The following is an 18460-nucleotide window of genomic DNA, read 5'->3' on the forward strand; positions in this document are numbered from 1 at the left end:
AGAATTGACAGCTGCCGGTCCAGAACAGAGACACACACGATGCTGACATTAACAGATCTCACCAAACGTTACTCCACTGGCGATCGGGCCCTGACGCAGGTTTCTCTGCATATCCCCGAGGGGCAGGTGGTTGCCCTGATCGGCCCATCCGGCGCGGGTAAAAGTACGCTGATCAGATGCGTGAATCGCCTTGTGGAACCTACCGAAGGCCGCATTACATTGTCGAATACCGAGCTGACATCACTGAGTAGTCGCCAGCTGCGCTGTGCCAGACGTCGCATGGGTATGATTTTTCAGGAATACGCCCTGATTGACCGTCTGACAGTCATGGAGAATGTGCTGTCAGGCTATCTGGGCTATACCGGTTTCTGGCGCAGCTTTCTGCGACGTTATCCGCAACCGGTGGTCAGTGAAGCCTTCCGACTGCTACAGCGTGTCGGGCTGGAGCCTTTTATCGACAAACGTGCCGATGAGCTCTCAGGTGGACAGCGTCAACGGGTCGGTATTGCTCGCGCCCTTCTGCAGAGTCCTGAAATTCTGCTGGTGGACGAACCCACCGCAAGCCTGGACCCCAAGACATCGCGGCAGATCATGCGTCTGATCAAAGAGCTATGCGCCGAGCGACGACTGGCCGCGATCATCAATATCCATGATGTCGCACTGGCACAGCTGTTTGCCGATCGTATCATTGGCTTGCGCGCGGGCGAGATCGTCTTTGATGGACTGCCGGATCAGCTAGATGCCGAGATCCTGACCCGTATCTACGGCGAAGAGGACTGGAATACGGCAGCTGAACCAGAAGCCGAAATTGAATCAGATCTTGAGGCAGTCGATACACGTGTTCAAACCGATGCTGCTGGACTCAAAAGATCGGTGCCAGCAGTCGGAGCGGTATGATGAACCAACAAGAACGATTAGCAGCCGCTGAACAGGGCCTCTGGAAGCCGCTACCACTGATCCGGGATGCCCGCTACCGCTGGCTACTGATTATCGCTGCGGTGGTCTACCTGCTGCTGGCCGTGATCAGTATTGATGTCAACTGGGCGCGTGTAGCTGAAGGCCTGAGCCGAGGCATGAACTTTATAGCCGCTTTCGCCAGCCCGGATTTCACTAGCCGTGGTGGCGACATCCTGGATGGACTGATCGAATCCCTCACCATGACCCTGACATCTACGGTTATCGGTATTCTGCTGGCGATACCGGTGGGTATCGGTGCGGCACGCAATATCGCCCCGCTGCCTGTCTATCTGTTTTGCCGCTCTATCATCGCCATCTCGCGCACCTTTCAGGAAGTGATCATCGCCATTCTGTTTGTCGTGATGTTCGGCTTCGGCCCACTGGCTGGCATGATCACCCTCGCCTTCGCAACCATCGGGTTCATGGCCAAGCTGCTGGCCGAGGATATCGAGGATATTGACGCACGTCAGGTTGAAGCGATTCGTGCCACGGGTGCTCGCTGGCTGCAGTTGATGAACTATGCAGTGCAGCCTCAGGTGATGCCGCGTCTGATCGGACTGTCGATGTACCGTCTGGATATCAACTTCCGTGAATCAGCCGTGATCGGGATCGTTGGTGCCGGTGGTATCGGTGCCACACTCAATACGTCACTGAGTCGCTATGAGTACGAAACCGCCGCCGCAATCCTGCTGATCATCATCGGCATCGTGATGGCCACGGAATACATTTCAAGCCATGTTCGCAAGTGGGTGCAATAATGCCAGTTCGATATCCTGATCATTCAACCAATCTGGCAGATGCCCGCTGGAAGCTTCACACTACACGCAAGCAGATCCTGATCTGGCTGGCGTGGCTGCTGGGCATCAGCCTGTTTCTACTGTGCTGGAAGCAGATTTCCGATAACACCATGTGGGTCTTTGTAGAGGATGCACCACGACAGGGAGCCGATCTGATCAGCCGCATGCTGCCGCCGGAATGGAGCTATGCGCACCTGCTCTGGAAACCACTCTGGGATACCATCACCATCGCCACACTGGGCACACTGCTGGGTATTGCCATGGCGTTCCCCTGCGCATTTCTGGCAGCACGCAATACGACACCCCATGGGTTAATCCGCTCAGCGGCACTAATGGTGATTGTGTCATCACGCTCGATCAACTCCCTGATCTGGGCGATGCTGCTGGTGACCATTCTGGGCCCTGGCATTCTGGCCGGCATCATCGCCATCGCTCTGCGCTCGATCGGTTTTGTCGGCAAGCTGCTATACGAGGCGATAGAAGAGATCCATCCCACCCCAGTGGAAGCGATAGCCGCGACAGGCGCAAGCCGCATGCAGGTGATGAGCTATGGCGTGCTGCCGCAGGTAATGCCCGCCTTTGCCGGTATCAGCATCTACCGCTGGGATATCAATATCCGCGAATCAACGGTACTTGGGTTGGTCGGAGCCGGTGGGATTGGCTTGCAGTTGAATGCCGCCATTAATACTCTGGCCTGGGACAAGGTGAGTATCATCTTTATCCTGATTTTCGCCACCGTGCTGGTGTCTGAGTATATCTCGGCCAAGGTGAGAAAGGCGTTTATCTGAAGACTGAGGAATCAGGGCTGATGCTTCGAACGTTCAGCCCCGCCTCATTCACAGTGATCAGAAAATCAGCTCCCAGTCCTGATAGATCTCATCCCTGCCGAAACTGCTGACTGTTTCCTCACTCAGCAGTTTAAAGCCCTGAGCTTCATAGATGTGCCGCGCAGCATGCAGCCCGGCATTGGTCCAGAGCACCATCTTGCGATAGCCAAGCTGTCGTGCGGTGTTGACACACTCCTCCACCAGTCTGCGTCCCAGACCCAGCCCCCGCATCTCCGGCTCGATATAGAGCATGCGCAGGCGCGCCACCGACTCACTCTCCTGCACCAGGAAGATTGATCCGACATTGCGCCCATCACACTCGGCGATCCAGCAGCGCTCATGCTCAGGTTTATAATTCTGCACAAAGTCCGCCACCAGCTTTGCCACCAACGCCTCAAAACCCTCATTCCAGCCAAATTCACGGGCATAGTAGATGCCATGGCGCCAGACCACCCAGCCCATATCACCCGGCCGATGCTGGCGCAGAATGACTGGTGCATGAACCTTATGATCACGGCTCAGTAACTGCTCAACCGACTGCATCGATTCAATCAGTTTTTGCTGATCCGTATCCGGTAGTGCTTGCAGCAGGTCAGTGATCTCCTGGCTGGAACGTTGACTCAATTCCTCGAAAACCTGCTGCCCGGCCTCTGTCAGGCTCAGGTGGCTCTGACGAGCATCCTGCTCCGAACGGCGCTTATGTATCAGCCCCTCCTTATCAAATCGCTGCAGTATCCTGCTCAAATAACCGGCATCCAGACTCAGCGCCTGACACAATGCTGCAGCTGTAGGATCAGCACTGTGAGCCAGCTCATAGAGTACCCGCACCTCCGTCAAAGAAAAGGGGCTATCCAGCAAGCCCTCATGCAAGACACCGATCACCTGAGTGTAGAAGCGGTTGAAGCGCCTGACGGCACTGACCCGACTTGCTTGGCAATCTGCTGAGGGGCTAGCAGCAGCCTGATTAACAAGCCCTGTTGAGGATTCAGTTTGACTGTTCATTGGAGACCCTTCACAGGAGAGGTTTCATAGAAAATTTCATAAGTCACTTCAGAGAGCTTTCTGACAGAAGCCAGTTTGACATAGTCTAGTATAGTAGTTGACTTAGTCAAACATATAAAAATAAATCAAGCGCCCCGTTCAGTCTGGACTCAGCCTCAGGCGGCTAATCTGGATGATCTATGAGACAATTCCCGTGGCGCTCAGGCGCACACCCAGGAGTAAACCGGAAGGAACAGCAATGAACGCACGACGCCGTTTGATCATGATGGGCGCACTGATCCTGCCTCTGGCAGGCTGCGCCGGATTGCAGAACCCGTTTCAGACACCTCATGTCAATATCACCTCATTCAGCGTAGCACAGGGCAACGCCGGCATGGCCCCGGTATTCAACATCGGGATTCAGGTGGTCAACCCCAACAGTATTGGACTGAACCTGCGCGGCATGAGCTATGCTGTCGAGATTGAGGGGTACCGCATCCTCAGTGGAGCAACGCCTGACCTGCCCAGTGTTCCCGGCTATGGCAGCGCAGACTTTGTCATAAAGGCCAGCCCCGACCTGCTGGGCAGCGCACGCCTACTGACCGATCTCTTTACTGGCCAGCGCGACAGCTTCAGTTACACCTTCAGGGCGCGACTGGATGCCGGCAGTGTTGTACCGTTTATCAATGTAGAGGAAACGGGCCGTTTCTCATTCGCGGCAACCCGGTGATCTTGATACACTGCACTGACTGCAACTTGACTGTACCGCCGCGCTGGGGCACACCATGCACAAGATAAACATTCTGTAGGCACTACGGTCGTTCACATTTACACTGTTTCTCTGTGCGCGGCCTTACTTCAAGGACTCGATGTGTCCGAAACAACGTCTGTTGCTCATCCCGCCACAACCAGCGCTGTTTTGCCCTGGTTGGTTGCTTTTTTAAAGCCATATCACTGGCGGGTATTGCTGGCTGTCACCTGCCTGCTGGTTGGCTCTTTAGCCTGGCTTGCGCTGGGGCAAGGTGTGCGGCTGCTGGTAGATGAGGGTTTTGTTGCCGGCAATGCCAGCCGGTTGAATGAGCTGGTAGGCTGGATTTTGCTGATCAGCGCCATCAGTGCCAGCGCGGCCTTTTGCCGCTTTTATCTGATGACCTGGCTGGGAGAGCGGGTCAGTGCCGATATCCGCAATCATGTGTACCGTCATTTGCTGAAGCTATCCCCGGCATTTTACAGCGAAACTCGCACTGGCGAAGTTATTTCCCGTTTTACTGCCGATACCACCTTGCTGCAGTCGGTGGTGGGCTCAAGTTTGTCAATGGCGCTACGCTCGGGTGTTACCGCCATTGGTGGTTTACTGATGATGCTGCTGACCAGCTTCAAACTAACTGCCCTGGTACTGTTGGCTGTGCCTTTGGTGCTGGTACCCATTATTGTGCTGGGCCGTAAAGTACGGCGCTTATCACGTGCCAGCCAGGATCGGTTGGCCGATATTGGTGCTCATGTCGATGAAAGCCTGCACGAACTTCATACCGTCCAGTCCTATGGCCATGAAAGCCTGGACCAACAACTGTTTGCCGACAAAATCGAACAGGTGATGCAGGCGGCGAAACAGCGTATCTTTTACCGCGCCTTATTGATAGGTCTGGTGATGTTGCTTAGCCTGGCTGCCATCACGCTGATCGGCTGGGCCGGCGCACTGGATGTATTACAAGGCTGGATGTCGGCCGGCCAGCTCACCGCTTTCTTGTTTTATGCCGTGCTGGTAGCAGGTGCAACGGCCACTATCAGCGAAGTTATTGGTGAAGTACAGCGAGCGGCTGGTGCTACTGAACGGCTGATAGAGCTGTCGCAGGTGCCGGTGCAAATCGAGACTGTAACAGAGCCCAGGGAGTTGCCAAAGCCGGTGCAGGGGCGTTTGGATCTGCAGCACATCAGTTTTGCCTACCCACCATCTGGCAGCAGTGCTGCGCTGACTGAGCTGGAGCTTAGCATAGCACCGGGCGAACGTATCGCGTTGGTAGGTCCCAGCGGGGCCGGTAAAAGTACCTTGTTTCAATTGCTGCAGCGCTTTTATCAGCCCCAGCAAGGGCGTATTTTGCTGGATAACATCGATATTGCCGAGCTGGATCTGGGCAGCTTGCGGGCACAATTCGCGCTGGTGCCACAAGATGCGGTGATTTTTGCCAACTCAGCGCTGGAGAATGTGCGCTACGGCCAACCTGAAGCCACTGAGCCGGAGGTCATTGCAGCCTGCAAAGCCGCCCGGGCGGATGAATTTATCCGAGAATTGCCGCTAGGCTATCACAGCCAGTTGGGCGAGCGCGGTGTACGCTTATCCGGCGGTCAGAAGCAGCGACTGGCCATCGCGCGGGCGATTCTGGCCAACAGACCAGTGCTGCTGCTGGACGAAGCGACCAGTGCACTGGATGCCGTCAGTGAGCACGCCGTGAAAGAAGCCCTGCAGCATCTGATGCAGGGCAAAACCACGCTGATCATTGCCCATCGTTTGTCGACCGTGCTGCATGTGGATCGTATTGTGGTGCTGGATAAAGGCCGGATCATTGCCAGCGGCTGCCATAGCGAGTTGATGGCCAGTTGCCCATTGTATCGTGAGCTGGCTGAGCTGCAGCTACTGCAACCTGATAGTGGCCGCAGTTAATACAGGATAAATGATCGCCTACTCCCTTTTCAGATGCGGCATTCTCAAGACTCAATCTTTTACACTGGAATCGCCGTATACACTGGTCCACAATTCAACTAACCCAACAGAGCGGCAGATATCTTCCGCCTCAACGAGAGAAAGATGAACAATATAAAGATAGACATCGTGTCTGATATTGCCTGCCCCTGGTGTGCGATCGGTTATGCACGACTGGAGCAAGCCATGAATACTCTGGCCGAAGAGCTCACCTTCAGCATTGAATGGCATGCATTTGAACTGAATCCAGACCCCTCCTCTGCAGATGAACCGATACTGCAGGCACTGAGTCGTAAATATGGTCGCAGCGTTGCAGAGATGGAAGCTGCACAAAGTAACATGATGGAGATCGCCACCGAGTTGGGCTTGAACTTCAGCCGACTGCAGGAGCGTTACACACGAAATACCTTCGATGCGCACCGTCTGGTTAAATGGGCCAGTGAACAAGGTCTGCAGACCGAAATGAAAAAGTCACTGTTTGATGCCTATTTTGGCCATGCCGAAAATGTGTCAGATGTCGATGTACTGGTGCGCTGTGCCGAATCTGCTGGGCTGGATGGCAATCAGGCCAGAGCGGTTATCTCCTCCGACCAGTTCACCGATATCGTCCGCGAGGATGAAGCTAGCTGGCAGCAGGCAGGAATCTCATCAGTACCGGCTTTCATCATCAACCAGAAATACCTTATATCAGGTGCACAGGAGCCGGACAGCTTCATTCAGGCTTTGCGGCAGATCGCTTCCGAACACCAAGAAATTGCCTGAACAAACTACTTGAGCAGCGGATTCATGAGTACGTGCTAAATTGACATAACCCGCTAACTGACCTAAGAGTTAATGACATGCCTCAAATAGCAGAGGGCTATGCCTAACAACCTTTCACAACCCTTGCTGACCCTTTTGCTGGACAGCCTGCCCGATGGCTTGCTCGTGATTAGCGAAGCGCGAGAGGTGATGTATCTCAATCAGCGCTTTCGTGAAATGTGGCGTGTGCCCAAGCACGTCACGGCCAGAGATGATCGGGAGTTAATCACCCTGGTGCTGAACCAGCTCAAAGACCCGGACCACTTCATTGAAGTGGTCGAGCGCGCCTATCAAACGGAAAGGCACTTCATAGATGAGCTGGAATTCATCGATGGGCGAGTCTTTTCTCGACGTTCAGCCTCCCTCAATAGCGACATGCACGGCAGAGCAAGAATCTGGATATTTACTGATATCACGGCTTTGAAAGAAGCGGATATCGACGTATTAACAGATGTTTATAACCGTCGTTGTTTCGAGAACAGTTACACCGATTGGGTGGCCAGCGCCAGTGAGCGCCCCTGGAGTGCACTGGTGATGGTTGATATTGACCACTTTAAACCCTACAACGACAATTATGGGCACCTGGCAGGTGATGAAGCACTGAGAAAAGTATCTGCCGTTTTGAAAAAGCAGGTCAAACGCCATAGTGATCACGTTTACCGTTACGGAGGTGAGGAGTTTGTTCTACTCCTCAGTGGTCGTGATCGTGCATCGCTGCTGAAACATATAGAAAACACCCGCCTCAAGGTGCTGGCATTGGGCATTCCGCATGAGGAAAACCCACCCTATGCCATGCTTACCCTATCCATTGGCTGTATCTTCTTTCAGCAACCCCATGAGCCCTTCGCCCTGTTTCACGAAGTTGACAAACAACTCTATAAAGCCAAAGACCAGGGACGTAACTGTCTGATGGTATCGACCCTACTGCCTTAATCCGACATCCTCTTGCCAGACCATCTTCTTAAGGATCGACCTGAAAGCTTCATGGCCGTTAGCGGCCTGGATTGAGATGTTTGTTAGCTGACACAATTGGTGCTAACATTTGTACACACAGAATAAGGAGCTCATCATGGACTCTAGAATACAGTTTCGTGTCGATGACGAAACAAAACGTTTAGCCCAACAAATGGCGGAAAGCCAAGGGCGCACTCTCAGCGATGCATGCCGTGAGCTCACTGAACAATTGGCTGAGCAACAGCGTAAAGCAATATCTCACGATGCGTGGCTTACCCAACAAGTAAACCAAGCATTTGAGAAGCTTGACTCGGGAGAGGCTTCTTTTATCGACCATGAAGCAAGCAAAGCACAAATGGCTGAACGGAAAGCGAAAATTCGTAATCGAGTTCATCAATGATCTTATGGGAAGAAAAATCGCTGGAGGATCGTGAAAAAATCTTCGAGTACCTGTATGAATTCAACCCTGTCGCAGCAGAAAAAACCGACAATATCATTGAAGCTAAAGTAGAGAGTTTACTGGAACAACCACTTATCGGGGTTCAACGGGAGGGCCTTCGTGGAAGGCTGCTGATTATCCCTGAGATTTCAATGATTGTGTCCTATTGGGTCGATGGTTCAGTCATTCGCATCATGCGTGTACTCCATCAGAAGCAAAAGTTTCCGACTGATGGATAGTAATCGCATGGGCACTCAGAATGGGGCAACTATCATGTCATCTACCACGCCGCCTTCCAAATCACCGCCCACCCGCCAGATCAATAAACGTACCTGTGGCATAAGAGGCCTCATCCGACAGCAGCCACAGAATTGCAGTCGCCACCTCTTCCGGCTGACCACCTCGTTTCATCGGAATGACATTCTTAATCCGATCAACACGACCCGGTTCGCCGCCTGCTGCATGGATATCGGTATAGATGAATCCCGGGCGCACGGCATTGACTCGAATCCCCTCATCCGCAACCTCCTTTGACAGGCCGATGGTCAACGCATCCACTGCCCCTTTCGACGCCGCATAATCCACATACTCACCGGGTGAGCCCAGACGTGCAGCAACAGATGACACATTCACGATGGCGCCTCCCTGCCCGCCATGACGTGTCGACATACGCTTGATCGCTTCGCGAGCACAGAGAAAAGTGCCGGTAATATTGGCCGTGAAGATTCGTGTCAGGCGCTCAGCATCCATCTGATCAACGCGCATCTGTGTTTCCAGTATGCCAGCATTATTCACCAGCGCCGTAACAGGTCCCAGCGCCTGATCCACGGTATCAAACAATCTGATAATGTCTGCCTCTTTTGCTACATCTGCAGCCACAGCGATCGCCTTGCCACCAGCATTCTCTATCTCTTGCATCAGCGCCTGCGCAGCCGCCCCATTACTGATGTAATTGATACACACCGCATAGCCGCGCTTTGCAGCCAGCCGCGCTGTTGCCGCGCCAATCCCACGACTGCCCCCGGTAATGATGATGACCTGATCCACGCTATTCTCTCCTGTTCTCCAGAACACATTGTCCAGAACAATATGTCCAGAGCTCCTTAAAGTGTGTCTGCCTGGTTTTGCATCTATCCAGACTCTACGCTATAACCTGATCACGTCAAACTCATGGAGTGTGTAGTGACCATAGAAACTCAATTAGAGCAGTTATATCAGACCCATTCACGCCGGGTGCTGGCAACGCTGATCCGACTTCTGGGTGACTTTGAACTGGCTGAAGAAGCAATGCACGAAGCCTTTGTTGCAGCACTGCAACAGTGGCCGGATCAGGGTGTACCCGATAATCCGACCGCCTGGTTGATCTCGGCCGGACGCCACAAGGGAATTGATCAGATACGCCGACGCCAGACCCTGCGCCAGCACCAACAGCTGTTACTGGATGAAGAGGAACCTCTGGCGACGCCCTTCAATGATAACACCCTTGAAGATGACCAGCTCCGGCTGATCTTCACCTGCTGTCATCCCAGCCTTGCCACCGAGGCACAACTGGCACTGACACTACGCGAGATGTGCGGCCTCACCACCGAGCAGGTGGCTAAAGGCCTGCTGCAAAAGCCAGCCACCATAGCTCAGCGGATCGTACGGGCCAAACGCAAAATCCGTGATGCAGCGATCCCTTATGAAGTCCCTGATATCAAAGCCTTACCGGAACGTCTTCACAATGTATTACAGGTAGTTTATCTGGTCTTTAACGAAGGCTACTCCAGCAGTATGGGTGATTCTGTCGTAAACCATAACCTGGCTGAAGAAGCCATCCGCCTCGGTCGGTTACTCTGCGAACTCCTTCCCGAAACAGAGGTGCTGGGACTGCTGGCGCTGATGCTGTTGCAGGATTCACGCAAAGCAGCCCGGCAGACCCCTGAGGGTGATCTGATCACATTGGATGAGCAGGATCGTACACGCTGGAATCAGCCGCAGATTCAGGAAGGTCTTGCCTGGCTGGATCACGCCATGGCTCAACCACCCGTTGGTCCCTATACCCTTCAGGCTGCCATCGCTGCACTACATGCACAAAGCAAAAGCAGCGATGAGACAGACTGGGTTCAGATTGCGGGGCTATACGACCTGCTCCAGCGCATCAACCCATCACCAGTGATTGCACTCAATCGATCAGTGGCGCTTGCCATGCGTGATGGGCCCGAGGCAGGTCTTCAAGCCCTGCACCCCCTTGAAGAGGAACTGCAGAACTATTACCTGCTGCATGCCGCCAAGGCGGATTTCTATCGACGCCTGAATCGGATTCCAGAAGCACGAGCTGCCTATCAGACCGCACTCAACCTGACACAGCAACTGCCGGAGCAGCGTTATTTGCAAAAGCGCCTGGCATCACTGTGATAATTTTCTGATTTTTTTTCAGGGCCTGTCGATTCAGCCCTCTCCCGTGCGACTAGTCCAAAATCAATCGCAGATCTTAGCAAGGAGATAATGATGAAATTCATGTTGATGCGTAAAGCCGATGCCAATACCGAACAGGGGATCATGCCTTCGGAAGAGCTGTTGGCAAGCATGGTGGACTACAACGAGCAGATGCTGAAGGCAGGCATATTCGTGACAGGAAATGGGCTGACACCCAGTAAAGATGGCTATCGCATTGCCTTTCACAACGGCACACCCACTGTTATCGATGGCCCCTTCACCGAAACAAAAGAGCTGCTGGCAGGCTATACCGTGCTGGAAGCCGACTCACTGGAAAAAGCGATCACCTGGGCCAAACGCTGGCCCACTCTGGACAGTAATGGCAACGTTACCCTTGAACTGCGTCGATTCTATGAGCTGGAAGACTTTACGCCGGGAGCAGCGATTGACAGGCATCGCAAGATGGGTGAGCAGTTGGCCAGAATGCCGAGTAGCATCTGCATGCATTTGGGCTTTAACGGCCAGTGCAAAGAGGCTATGACCTTTTATGCCCAACTGCTTGGCGGCGATATAGAGATGATGCTCCCCTATCGTGAAACACCAATGGCCAATGATATGCCGGGTGATCAGCAGGACCTGATCATTCACTCGCAGATCAATATCGGTGGCAGGCGGATCATGGGAGCCGATGCACCTGCTGGATATTACAGACCGGTTCAGGGCGCCAGCGTGCAGTTAGAATATGAGAGTCTGGAGAAGGCAGAGCAGATATTCCTACAACTGGCCGAAGGTGGCACTATCGTAATGCCCTTTGAGCCCACCTTCTGGGCCCGCGGCTTCGGCATGCTGAACGATCGCTTCGGCATTGCCTGGATGATTAACGCTGGAATGCTTGGGCAAGACACCTGCCCCGCTCAAAAGTGATCTGGCTAGATGTAAACGACTGACAATCAACCATGCCACTGCCAGCAACAGGAGTTGACCATGAAATATCTTGCACTGGTCTATTACCAGGAAAGCATCATCAACGCCATGACCGAGAAGGAGTGGCATGACCTCAATCAGAAGTGTATTCAATGTGTCGCTGGCCTCGCGGAGGCTGGCCACTTCATTGCAGGCCAGGCGCTGCAGCCGGTTGAAACCGCCACCACCGTGCGCGTCCGCAATGGCGAGACCCTGATATCCGATGGCCCCTTCGCCGAAACCAAGGAGCAACTCGCCGGATTTTATCTGCTGGAAGCACGTGATCTGAACGAAGCGATCCAACTGGCCGAAAAGATACCACCGGCACAGCTGGGCAGCATTGAGGTACGGCCGATACGCGATCTTCCGCCACCTGACTGACAAGAGCCTAGGATTTACCTGGTACTATCATTTGAGAAAATCATGGCAGGGTCGAGTCATACGACTCAGGCGAGTATGCATGTTAGCTATAGCAAACTCTGAGCAGTAAATACTGCCTCAGAAAGAACGCACTGAAAGTGGATGAACTCTCGCCCAAAACCCTGACAGGTCTTTTTGTAAACTTCCTTATCTAGTTGACGTCCTGTTTGATATCCGAAGGTTGAAGATCAAAACCCCCATGAATACCAGTAATGCGCCCGAGTACTGACCAATATCGTTATCTATGGTTAACGCGGAGATCAAACCTGCCGCAACATAGATGGTTGGCCGGTATTCATAAAAGAGTTTATTTGATTCCTGGAACATGACCTGTCCCTTTCTGGTCACCAGACTGTGCCTGCTCATTATCTTCCTCTGACAATATTTTCACGTGATCAACGACTATTCAGCTTCAGCTGCGTCCCTGCAGAACTCATTCTTGTCTTGAAGAAGCATAGGCTAACGCCCTGAGCACGCGGCCATCCATAGCCACCCTCTGCCAGATATAACCTTATCGTCTGAAAATATGACTGTATATAGGAAAAATTCCTAAATTCGAAACCAATCAGTAACTTATGAGCACTTCATCAACACAGGACAATTAACCCGTCTGAATCAAGGTTAACAGCGTACGACACCAGGCAACCAGCCTCCTTCCTGATTGCCGCCCTCCGGATAGATCTATCAATCCGTCAGCAGCGACTGGATATCCTTCAGCATCGGCAGCGAGTTGATCGCTCCTTTCTGCGTTACGGTATAGGCCCCACAGGCACAGGCAATGCGCAAAGCCGGCAACAGTGATATCGGTGTTTGCGCCATCGCCTTCAGCTCAACAGGCCCCACTGACTGCTCGGCCAGTGCATAGAGCAGGCCACCAACAAAGGCATCACCGGCTGCAGTGCTGTCAACCATGGTAACTTTGGGCGGCACCACACTCCCTTGCCCATAAGCGCTGACATAACGCACGCCCTTACCACCATCTGTTACGAGAATGACACTGGGCCCCATCTCCAGCATCTTATTCAGCACTGCATCTTCATCCTGCCCGGCACAGAGATATTCCAACTCTTCCACACAGAGCTTGAGCAGATCCACCTGAGGGATGCACTGCCAGACCGCAGCAAAAGCGTCCTGATCATCCGACCAGAGGTTGTGACGCAGATTGACATCAAAGCTGATCAGAAAACCCGTCTCACGCGCTTTGGCAATACCGGCCAGCGTAGTCTCGCGTATAGCAGATTCAGTCAGGGTGTTGGAGCAGAAGTGAAAGATACCCGGTTCAGTAAACCAGGCATCATCAAAGTGTTCTTCACGAAACAACAGATCAGCCGACGGCGAACGGTAGAACTCGAAACTGCGCTCACCTGTAGCGTCCAGAGAAACGAAAGCCAGCGCAGTCTTGGCCTCACGGGTCTGCAGCATGCAGCTGGTATCCACACCTGAAGCAGCCAGCGTCTCGACCAGAAAATCACCGAACATATCTTTGCCGACCATGCCGGCAAAGTAACTGCGACCGCCAAGTTTGCCCACGGCAGCCGCCACATTGGCCGGCGCTCCGCCCGGAAACTTGATAAACGCTTCATGCTCATCACCAGCGTCCTGACTGAACGAGGTTGACAGCATATCGATCAAGGCTTCTCCGAACGCAATCACTTTTTTCATCTACAGCTCCATACTGAGTTTTTGTTATAAGAAAACGTATTATCAGAACACAAGCAAAACCGCATTCAAACACAGTTGTTTTAATAACGCATGTATTGATTCTCCCGCTTTTGTAATAATTGAAATAATTCCCCTGCTCAGATGTGTTATTCAGGTAGGTAATAATAAGAGGTAACAACAGCATGAGCGAAAACGTACGACAGCGACTGCTTGTCGTGGATGACGAAGCCCCCATGCGTGAACTGCTGCAGGACCTGCTTGAATCAGGCGGCTATGAGGTGATCACGGTGGCCAATGGTGAAGGGATGCGCCTTGCCCTGCAGGAACACGCCTGCTCTCTGGTTATACTGGATCTGCGTTTGCGTGGCGAAGATGGTATGCAACTGGCCAGAGAGATACGGGCCCAGTCGAGCATCCCCATCATGATGTTGACCGGCAAGGGGGATGAAACCGATCGTATCCTGGGGCTTGAGCTGGCGGCAGATGATTTTCTGATGAAGCCCTTCAACAACCGCGAGCTGCTGGCCCGTGTGCGCGCCATGCTCAGACGCACCACCGAGCTGAGCACCCCGATGGTACGCAAGGAGGATCGCTACAGCCATGAGCGCCTCAGCTTTGATGGCTGGGTGATGGATCTGACCAGTCGTGAACTGCTGCGGCCCGATGGCTCATCGGAAACACTCACCCATGGAGAATACGTATTACTGGAGGCGTTGGTCAAATCCCCCAACCGTGCATTCAGTCGTGACCAGTTGCTTGAGGCCACTCGTGGTTACAATACGGATGTGTTTGATCGCACGATTGATGTACTGATACTGAGACTGCGACGCAAGATTGAACCCAACCCCAGGCAACCCAGATATATCCGCACCGAACGCGGGATTGGCTATATCTTCAGTGCCACCGTAATGCAGTGCTGAGCCGATGAGCCGCTTACGCTGGCGCAACCCCTTTCACGGCATGCGGGCACGCACCCGTCTGATGCTGGCCTTCACCATTCTGGCTGGCTCCTCCATTATGCTGGCACTGGTTGGCTGGACAGGTCTGAGCGATACGGATACTGCGCTGAATGAGTTTGAGCAGCAGGCGCTGCCGGATATTCTGCGCTCACTGGCGCTGGCTGAGCGCACCGCTAATCTGGCAGCAGTTGCCCCCTATGTTGCCAATACCAGTAGCCCATCCCTGCTCAATGAACTGAACCTGTCGCTGAAGGAAAGAATCGACAATGTACTGGCGATCGCCCGTGATATACCCGAGCTGGACAACGCTGCACCGGGCCTTTCCGCCCTGCTGAGTCAGTTGGAAATCACCATCACCGAGTTGACCGGGCTGACTCATGAGCACCTGCTGCTGCGTGAAGATATACGTCAGCTTGAATACCGCCTCGGCCTACTTCGCGAGAAGTTGTACCAACACGAACAGAATACAGATGCTCATGTTTGGCTACCCTCTTTTCTGATACTGCTTGATCAGCTCAGCACAGCCCTTCATCTGGAGGATAGCCGCCAGATAACTCAGTTGCAGCAGCAGTTTGCTCTGGCATTGAATGAATCCGACAGCCTGATTCATCGCTACCCACAGATCGCTGCCTTTCATCATGAACTTCAATTTCTGGGGACTTCCGATCTCAACCTGTTTGAACAGCGCCGCCAACAGCTACAATTGCAACAACGGCGCGCGTTTCTACTGACATCGACACGAGCCGTGTCTGAGCAGCTCAGCACCGAGGTCAAACAGTTCGTTGATCAGGTTCAACAGCGTATCACCCACCAGGGTCAACGCATGGGAGTGGTCGTTAAATCGGGCAAAACCGGCATTCTGATGATCGCCCTGCTCTGCTTTGCCGCGGCGGTTGGCGGCATCTTGGTGGTCCGTGAGTTGACCCGAAGTCTGGGCGAAGTGACCTCCGTGATGAGCCGTCTTGCCGCTGGCGATCGTGAGCGACAGACACCGGCGGTTGAACGCCTGGACGAGATCGGTGAGCTGGCCAGAGCCTTTGAGGTGTTCCGGGAAAACGCCTTGGCGATAGATCAGATGAGCCAGCACCTGAAAGAGCAGTCACGCTTGCTGGAGACCATCTTTGACAACATCAACGACGGGCTCAGTGTTTTCGATAGCCAGAACCGTCTGGTGGCGTGGAACCCTCAATATGCCGACATACTTGAACTACCGGTTGATAAACTGCACTCGGGACTCCCGATAGAAACCATCTACACACTGCTGTCGCAGGAAGCACAGGAAGGCTGGGCGCTTGATGGCATGATGCTGGACCGGGACGAAGTCAACCAGCTACGTAAACAACGGGCACAGCGCTTTGAGCGCCACTTCCCCGGTGGGCGAGTCGTTGAGTTTCGCAGCAACCCCATGCCAGACGGCGGTTTTGTCACCCTCTACAGTGACCTGACTGAGCGCAAAACCATCGAAGCGCAGCTGCGCCAGTCACAGAAGATGGAGGTATTGGGACAACTCACCGGCGGTGTCGCACACGACTTCAATAATCTGCTGACTGCGATTTTCGGCAATCTGCAACTGCTGGAAGAACAACTCAGCCCGGATGCCAGAGAGCGCAGATTTGCTGGTCGTGCTCTGGCCGCCGCTGAGCGAGGACGCCTGCTCACGCAACGCCTGCTCGCATTTTCACGTAAACAGCACCTTCAGCCGGAAGAGGTCGAGGTCGATGGACTGATCGAAGGGATGCTGGACTTGATAGAGTACAGTGTCGGTGATCAGATCGAGATTCGACTGGATCTGCAAGCAGCCCACTGGCTCGTATCCGTCGATCCGAGTCAGTTGGAGAACGCCCTGCTCAACCTTGCGATCAACAGCAGTGCCGCCATGCAGGGCAAAGGCGTTCTGACATTTACAACCCGTTTCCGAGCGCAACAATTACTGAATGGTGAGCAGCAGGATCTGATCTGCATCAGTGTAACCGATACCGGTTGCGGCATCCCGGCACCATTGATACGTCGTGTATTCGAGCCCTTCTTTACTACCAAGGAGATCGGTGAAGGCAGTGGCTTGGGGTTGAGCATGGTCTATGGTTTCGTCAAGCAGTCGAATGGGGATATACAGGTCTGGAGCGAAGTCGGTCGTGGCACCCGGATCGACATACTCCTGCCTCGCCAGTTGACCCGAGTGACTGAGACAGCTCCCCTGCCACAACCACTTCCCCTGCTGGGTCGTGGACAACATCTGCTGGTGGTGGAAGATGATCGGCAGGTGGCCGAATCCACCACCGCGATGCTGACCACGCTCAACTATCAGATCTCGACTGTGCATTCAGCCGCAGATGCGCTGGCTCTGCTCGCAGCAACAGACGACATCGCGCTTGTGTTCACTGACATCAACCTTGGCAGCAGCATAGATGGGCTTCAACTCGGCAAGCAGATTCACGATCGCTGGCCCGAGTTGCCACTGCTGTACACCTCCGGATTACCCCAATACCAGCAACCGGACCATCACAGCACCGATATCACATTGCTGCCCAAACCCTATACACGGGAAACGCTGTCACAAGCGGTGGCGATCCTGCTGCAGCCAACACCCAAGGAGTCACCGGAATGATCCTCCCCTACACCCGGCAGCGGTTCAGTGCCAAGGTTCTGATACTATCTTTTTTATTGTCTCCTACTCTGGCACTGAGCGCTCAAGCGTTGGCAGATACAGCAACCTCTCCAGAGCGACAGCTAACCATTGGCGTCTCCGTATCGGACCTTGGCAACCCCTATTTTTCACGCCTTGTTCAGGGGGCTGAGCGCAAGGCAGCAGAACTGACCGGGGGGCAAGCACAGGTATTGCTCGTCTCCAGCGCTTATGATGTTCAGAGGCAGACACAGCAACTGGATCTATTCATTCAACAGGGGGTCGATATGATCCTGCTGTCGGCGGCGGCCTATGATGCTTTCGATGCAGTGATCGCGCGCGCGCAGGCAGCCGGCATCAAAGTGCTGGCTGTTGATGTCAGGGCGAGAGGTGCGGATGCAACTGTCACAACCGACAATCTGCAAGCTGGACATATAGCCTGTGACCATCTGGCCCGCCAGCTGCAAGGTAGCGGCGAAGTGGTGATACTGAACGGACCACCGGTGTCCTCGATTATCGAAAGGGTTCAAGGTTGTCGGGAGGCGCTGCAATTGTTTCCTGACATTACACTGCTTTCCAGTGACCGTAACAGCGGTGGAAGCCTTGAAGGAGGTGTGGAAGCGATGACCCATCTGCTGCTGGAGCATCCTCAGATCAAAGGGGTCTTCGCGATTAATGATCCTGCGGCTCTTGGTGCCGAGATGGCAGGCCAACTCGCAAACCGCAAAGATTTTATGATTGTCAGTGTCGACGGCGCGCCGGCAGCAGTGGAGAGGATTCGGGATCCAGATGCCTTGCTGCGTGCAACCGCCACGCAATCACCGGCTCAAATGGCAGAACTGGCGGTCGAAATCGGCTATCAGTTACTGCAGGGGGAGCAGCCTGATCAGACTGAACATCTGCTCCCCGCTACACTGATCACTTCGGAAAATGCCAACCAGACCGACGGTTGGTAAAGAGC

Annotated in this window: 18 protein-coding genes; 15 read left to right on the forward strand and 3 right to left on the reverse strand. The window is 53.7% G+C overall.

Annotated elements, in window-relative coordinates; all coding sequences use genetic code 11:
• Positions 1-39: 39 nt before the first annotated feature.
• Genes phnC through phnE (F7R27_RS16510) form a run of 3 tightly spaced genes read left to right on the forward strand, consistent with a single transcriptional unit; the run spans position 40 to position 2542 of the window.
• Complete coding sequence (gene phnC, locus F7R27_RS16500; protein ID WP_151705366.1) at positions 40-897, forward strand: phosphonate ABC transporter ATP-binding protein; 858 nt, start codon at positions 40-42, stop codon at positions 895-897.
• On the forward strand, positions 897-1715 hold the full coding sequence (gene phnE, locus F7R27_RS16505) for a phosphonate ABC transporter, permease protein PhnE (protein ID WP_151705367.1): 819 nt from the start codon (positions 897-899) through the stop codon (positions 1713-1715). The genes phnC and phnE (F7R27_RS16505) overlap by 1 nt, the downstream gene beginning before the upstream one ends.
• A complete protein-coding gene (gene phnE / locus F7R27_RS16510) occupies positions 1715-2542 on the forward strand; it encodes a phosphonate ABC transporter, permease protein PhnE (RefSeq protein WP_151705368.1) in 828 nt (275 codons plus the stop codon). Before phnE (F7R27_RS16505) ends, phnE (F7R27_RS16510) begins: the two co-directional genes overlap by 1 nt.
• A 57-nt stretch (positions 2543-2599) precedes the next feature.
• Here the strand turns inward: phnE (F7R27_RS16510) and F7R27_RS16515 are convergent, their stop codons facing one another.
• Positions 2600-3583: a bifunctional helix-turn-helix transcriptional regulator/GNAT family N-acetyltransferase gene (locus F7R27_RS16515; protein WP_151705369.1), complete on the reverse strand. Its 984-nt coding sequence runs from the start codon at positions 3581-3583 to the stop codon at positions 2600-2602.
• Between the two features lie 238 nt (positions 3584-3821).
• Between F7R27_RS16515 and F7R27_RS16520 the strand changes: the two genes are divergently transcribed.
• The 6 genes from F7R27_RS16520 (at position 3822) to F7R27_RS16545 (ending at position 8693) form a co-directional block, all read left to right on the forward strand.
• Positions 3822-4292 (forward strand): LEA/WHy family protein, encoded by a 471-nt coding sequence (locus F7R27_RS16520; protein ID WP_151705370.1) that lies wholly within the window; start codon positions 3822-3824, stop codon positions 4290-4292.
• 141 nt (positions 4293-4433) lie between these two features.
• Positions 4434-6221: an ABC transporter transmembrane domain-containing protein gene (locus tag F7R27_RS16525; protein ID WP_151705371.1), complete on the forward strand. Its 1788-nt coding sequence runs from the start codon at positions 4434-4436 to the stop codon at positions 6219-6221.
• Positions 6222-6365: 144 nt separating this feature from the next.
• Complete coding sequence (locus tag F7R27_RS16530) at positions 6366-7022, forward strand: DsbA family oxidoreductase (protein WP_151705372.1); 657 nt, start codon at positions 6366-6368, stop codon at positions 7020-7022.
• A 99-nt stretch (positions 7023-7121) separates the two neighbouring features.
• Positions 7122-7994: a GGDEF domain-containing protein gene (locus F7R27_RS16535; protein ID WP_151705373.1), complete on the forward strand. Its 873-nt coding sequence runs from the start codon at positions 7122-7124 to the stop codon at positions 7992-7994.
• A 136-nt stretch (positions 7995-8130) separates the two neighbouring features.
• Positions 8131-8415, forward strand: coding sequence for a type II toxin-antitoxin system RelB/DinJ family antitoxin (locus tag F7R27_RS16540; protein ID WP_151705374.1), 285 nt, complete (start codon positions 8131-8133; stop codon positions 8413-8415).
• Complete coding sequence (locus F7R27_RS16545; protein WP_151705375.1) at positions 8412-8693, forward strand: type II toxin-antitoxin system RelE/ParE family toxin; 282 nt, start codon at positions 8412-8414, stop codon at positions 8691-8693. The genes F7R27_RS16540 and F7R27_RS16545 overlap by 4 nt, the downstream gene beginning before the upstream one ends.
• 61 nt (positions 8694-8754) lie before the next feature.
• Here F7R27_RS16545 and F7R27_RS16550 read toward each other — a convergent pair whose 3' ends face one another.
• Entirely contained in the window at positions 8755-9501 is a 747-nt protein-coding gene (locus F7R27_RS16550; protein WP_151705376.1) for an SDR family oxidoreductase, read from the reverse strand.
• A gap of 135 nt (positions 9502-9636) precedes the next feature.
• Here F7R27_RS16550 and F7R27_RS16555 point away from each other — a divergent pair, with 135 nt between their 5' ends.
• The 3 genes from F7R27_RS16555 (at position 9637) to F7R27_RS16565 (ending at position 12216) form a co-directional block, all read left to right on the forward strand.
• The gene (locus tag F7R27_RS16555) at positions 9637-10851 is read left to right on the forward strand and encodes an RNA polymerase sigma factor (protein WP_338088413.1); all 1215 of its coding nucleotides are present in this window, start codon (positions 9637-9639) and stop codon (positions 10849-10851) included.
• 93 nt (positions 10852-10944) lie between these two features.
• Positions 10945-11796: a YciI family protein gene (locus F7R27_RS16560; protein WP_151705378.1), complete on the forward strand. Its 852-nt coding sequence runs from the start codon at positions 10945-10947 to the stop codon at positions 11794-11796.
• 60 nt (positions 11797-11856) lie between these two features.
• Complete coding sequence (locus F7R27_RS16565) at positions 11857-12216, forward strand: YciI family protein (protein ID WP_151705379.1); 360 nt, start codon at positions 11857-11859, stop codon at positions 12214-12216.
• A 723-nt stretch (positions 12217-12939) separates the two neighbouring features.
• Here the strand turns inward: F7R27_RS16565 and F7R27_RS16570 are convergent.
• Positions 12940-13917 carry a carbohydrate kinase family protein gene (locus tag F7R27_RS16570; protein ID WP_151705380.1) on the reverse strand — a complete coding sequence of 326 codons (978 nt, stop codon included), beginning with the start codon at positions 13915-13917 and terminating at the stop codon, positions 12940-12942.
• Between the two features lie 182 nt (positions 13918-14099).
• Between F7R27_RS16570 and F7R27_RS16575 the strand changes: the two genes are divergently transcribed.
• The 3 genes from F7R27_RS16575 to F7R27_RS16585 are packed head-to-tail and all read left to right on the forward strand — an operon-like array spanning position 14100 to position 18455.
• Complete coding sequence (locus F7R27_RS16575) at positions 14100-14837, forward strand: response regulator (protein WP_151705381.1); 738 nt, start codon at positions 14100-14102, stop codon at positions 14835-14837.
• Positions 14838-14841: 4 nt separating this feature from the next.
• A complete protein-coding gene (locus F7R27_RS16580; protein ID WP_151705382.1) occupies positions 14842-17481 on the forward strand; it encodes a PAS-domain containing protein in 2640 nt (879 codons plus the stop codon).
• Complete coding sequence (locus tag F7R27_RS16585; protein WP_151705383.1) at positions 17478-18455, forward strand: ABC transporter substrate-binding protein; 978 nt, start codon at positions 17478-17480, stop codon at positions 18453-18455. Before F7R27_RS16580 ends, F7R27_RS16585 begins: the two co-directional genes overlap by 4 nt.
• Positions 18456-18460 lie beyond the last annotated feature (5 nt).

This window comes from Nitrincola alkalilacustris, from assembly GCF_008973755.1.
GTDB classification, from domain to species: Bacteria; Pseudomonadota; Gammaproteobacteria; order Pseudomonadales; family Balneatricaceae; genus Nitrincola; species Nitrincola alkalilacustris.

Bases quoted from the DNA above. Each gene is read 5' to 3' on its own strand.
- phnC (WP_151705366.1), top strand. From the start codon at position 40: ATGCTGACATTAACAGATCTCACCAAACGTTACTCCACTGGCGATCGG.
- phnE (WP_151705367.1), top strand. From the start codon at position 897: ATGAACCAACAAGAACGATTAGCAGCCGCTGAACAGGGCCTCTGGAAG.
- phnE (WP_151705368.1), top strand. From the start codon at position 1,715: ATGCCAGTTCGATATCCTGATCATTCAACCAATCTGGCAGATGCCCGC.
- F7R27_RS16515 (WP_151705369.1), bottom strand. From the start codon at position 3,583: ATGAACAGTCAAACTGAATCCTCAACAGGGCTTGTTAATCAGGCTGCT.
- F7R27_RS16520 (WP_151705370.1), top strand. From the start codon at position 3,822: ATGAACGCACGACGCCGTTTGATCATGATGGGCGCACTGATCCTGCCT.
- F7R27_RS16530 (WP_151705372.1), top strand. From the start codon at position 6,366: ATGAACAATATAAAGATAGACATCGTGTCTGATATTGCCTGCCCCTGG.
- F7R27_RS16535 (WP_151705373.1), top strand. From the start codon at position 7,122: ATGCCTAACAACCTTTCACAACCCTTGCTGACCCTTTTGCTGGACAGC.
- F7R27_RS16540 (WP_151705374.1), top strand. From the start codon at position 8,131: ATGGACTCTAGAATACAGTTTCGTGTCGATGACGAAACAAAACGTTTA.
- F7R27_RS16545 (WP_151705375.1), top strand. From the start codon at position 8,412: ATGATCTTATGGGAAGAAAAATCGCTGGAGGATCGTGAAAAAATCTTC.
- F7R27_RS16560 (WP_151705378.1), top strand. From the start codon at position 10,945: ATGAAATTCATGTTGATGCGTAAAGCCGATGCCAATACCGAACAGGGG.
- F7R27_RS16565 (WP_151705379.1), top strand. From the start codon at position 11,857: ATGAAATATCTTGCACTGGTCTATTACCAGGAAAGCATCATCAACGCC.
- F7R27_RS16570 (WP_151705380.1), bottom strand. From the start codon at position 13,917: ATGAAAAAAGTGATTGCGTTCGGAGAAGCCTTGATCGATATGCTGTCA.
- F7R27_RS16575 (WP_151705381.1), top strand. From the start codon at position 14,100: ATGAGCGAAAACGTACGACAGCGACTGCTTGTCGTGGATGACGAAGCC.
- F7R27_RS16580 (WP_151705382.1), top strand. From the start codon at position 14,842: ATGAGCCGCTTACGCTGGCGCAACCCCTTTCACGGCATGCGGGCACGC.
- F7R27_RS16585 (WP_151705383.1), top strand. From the start codon at position 17,478: ATGATCCTCCCCTACACCCGGCAGCGGTTCAGTGCCAAGGTTCTGATA.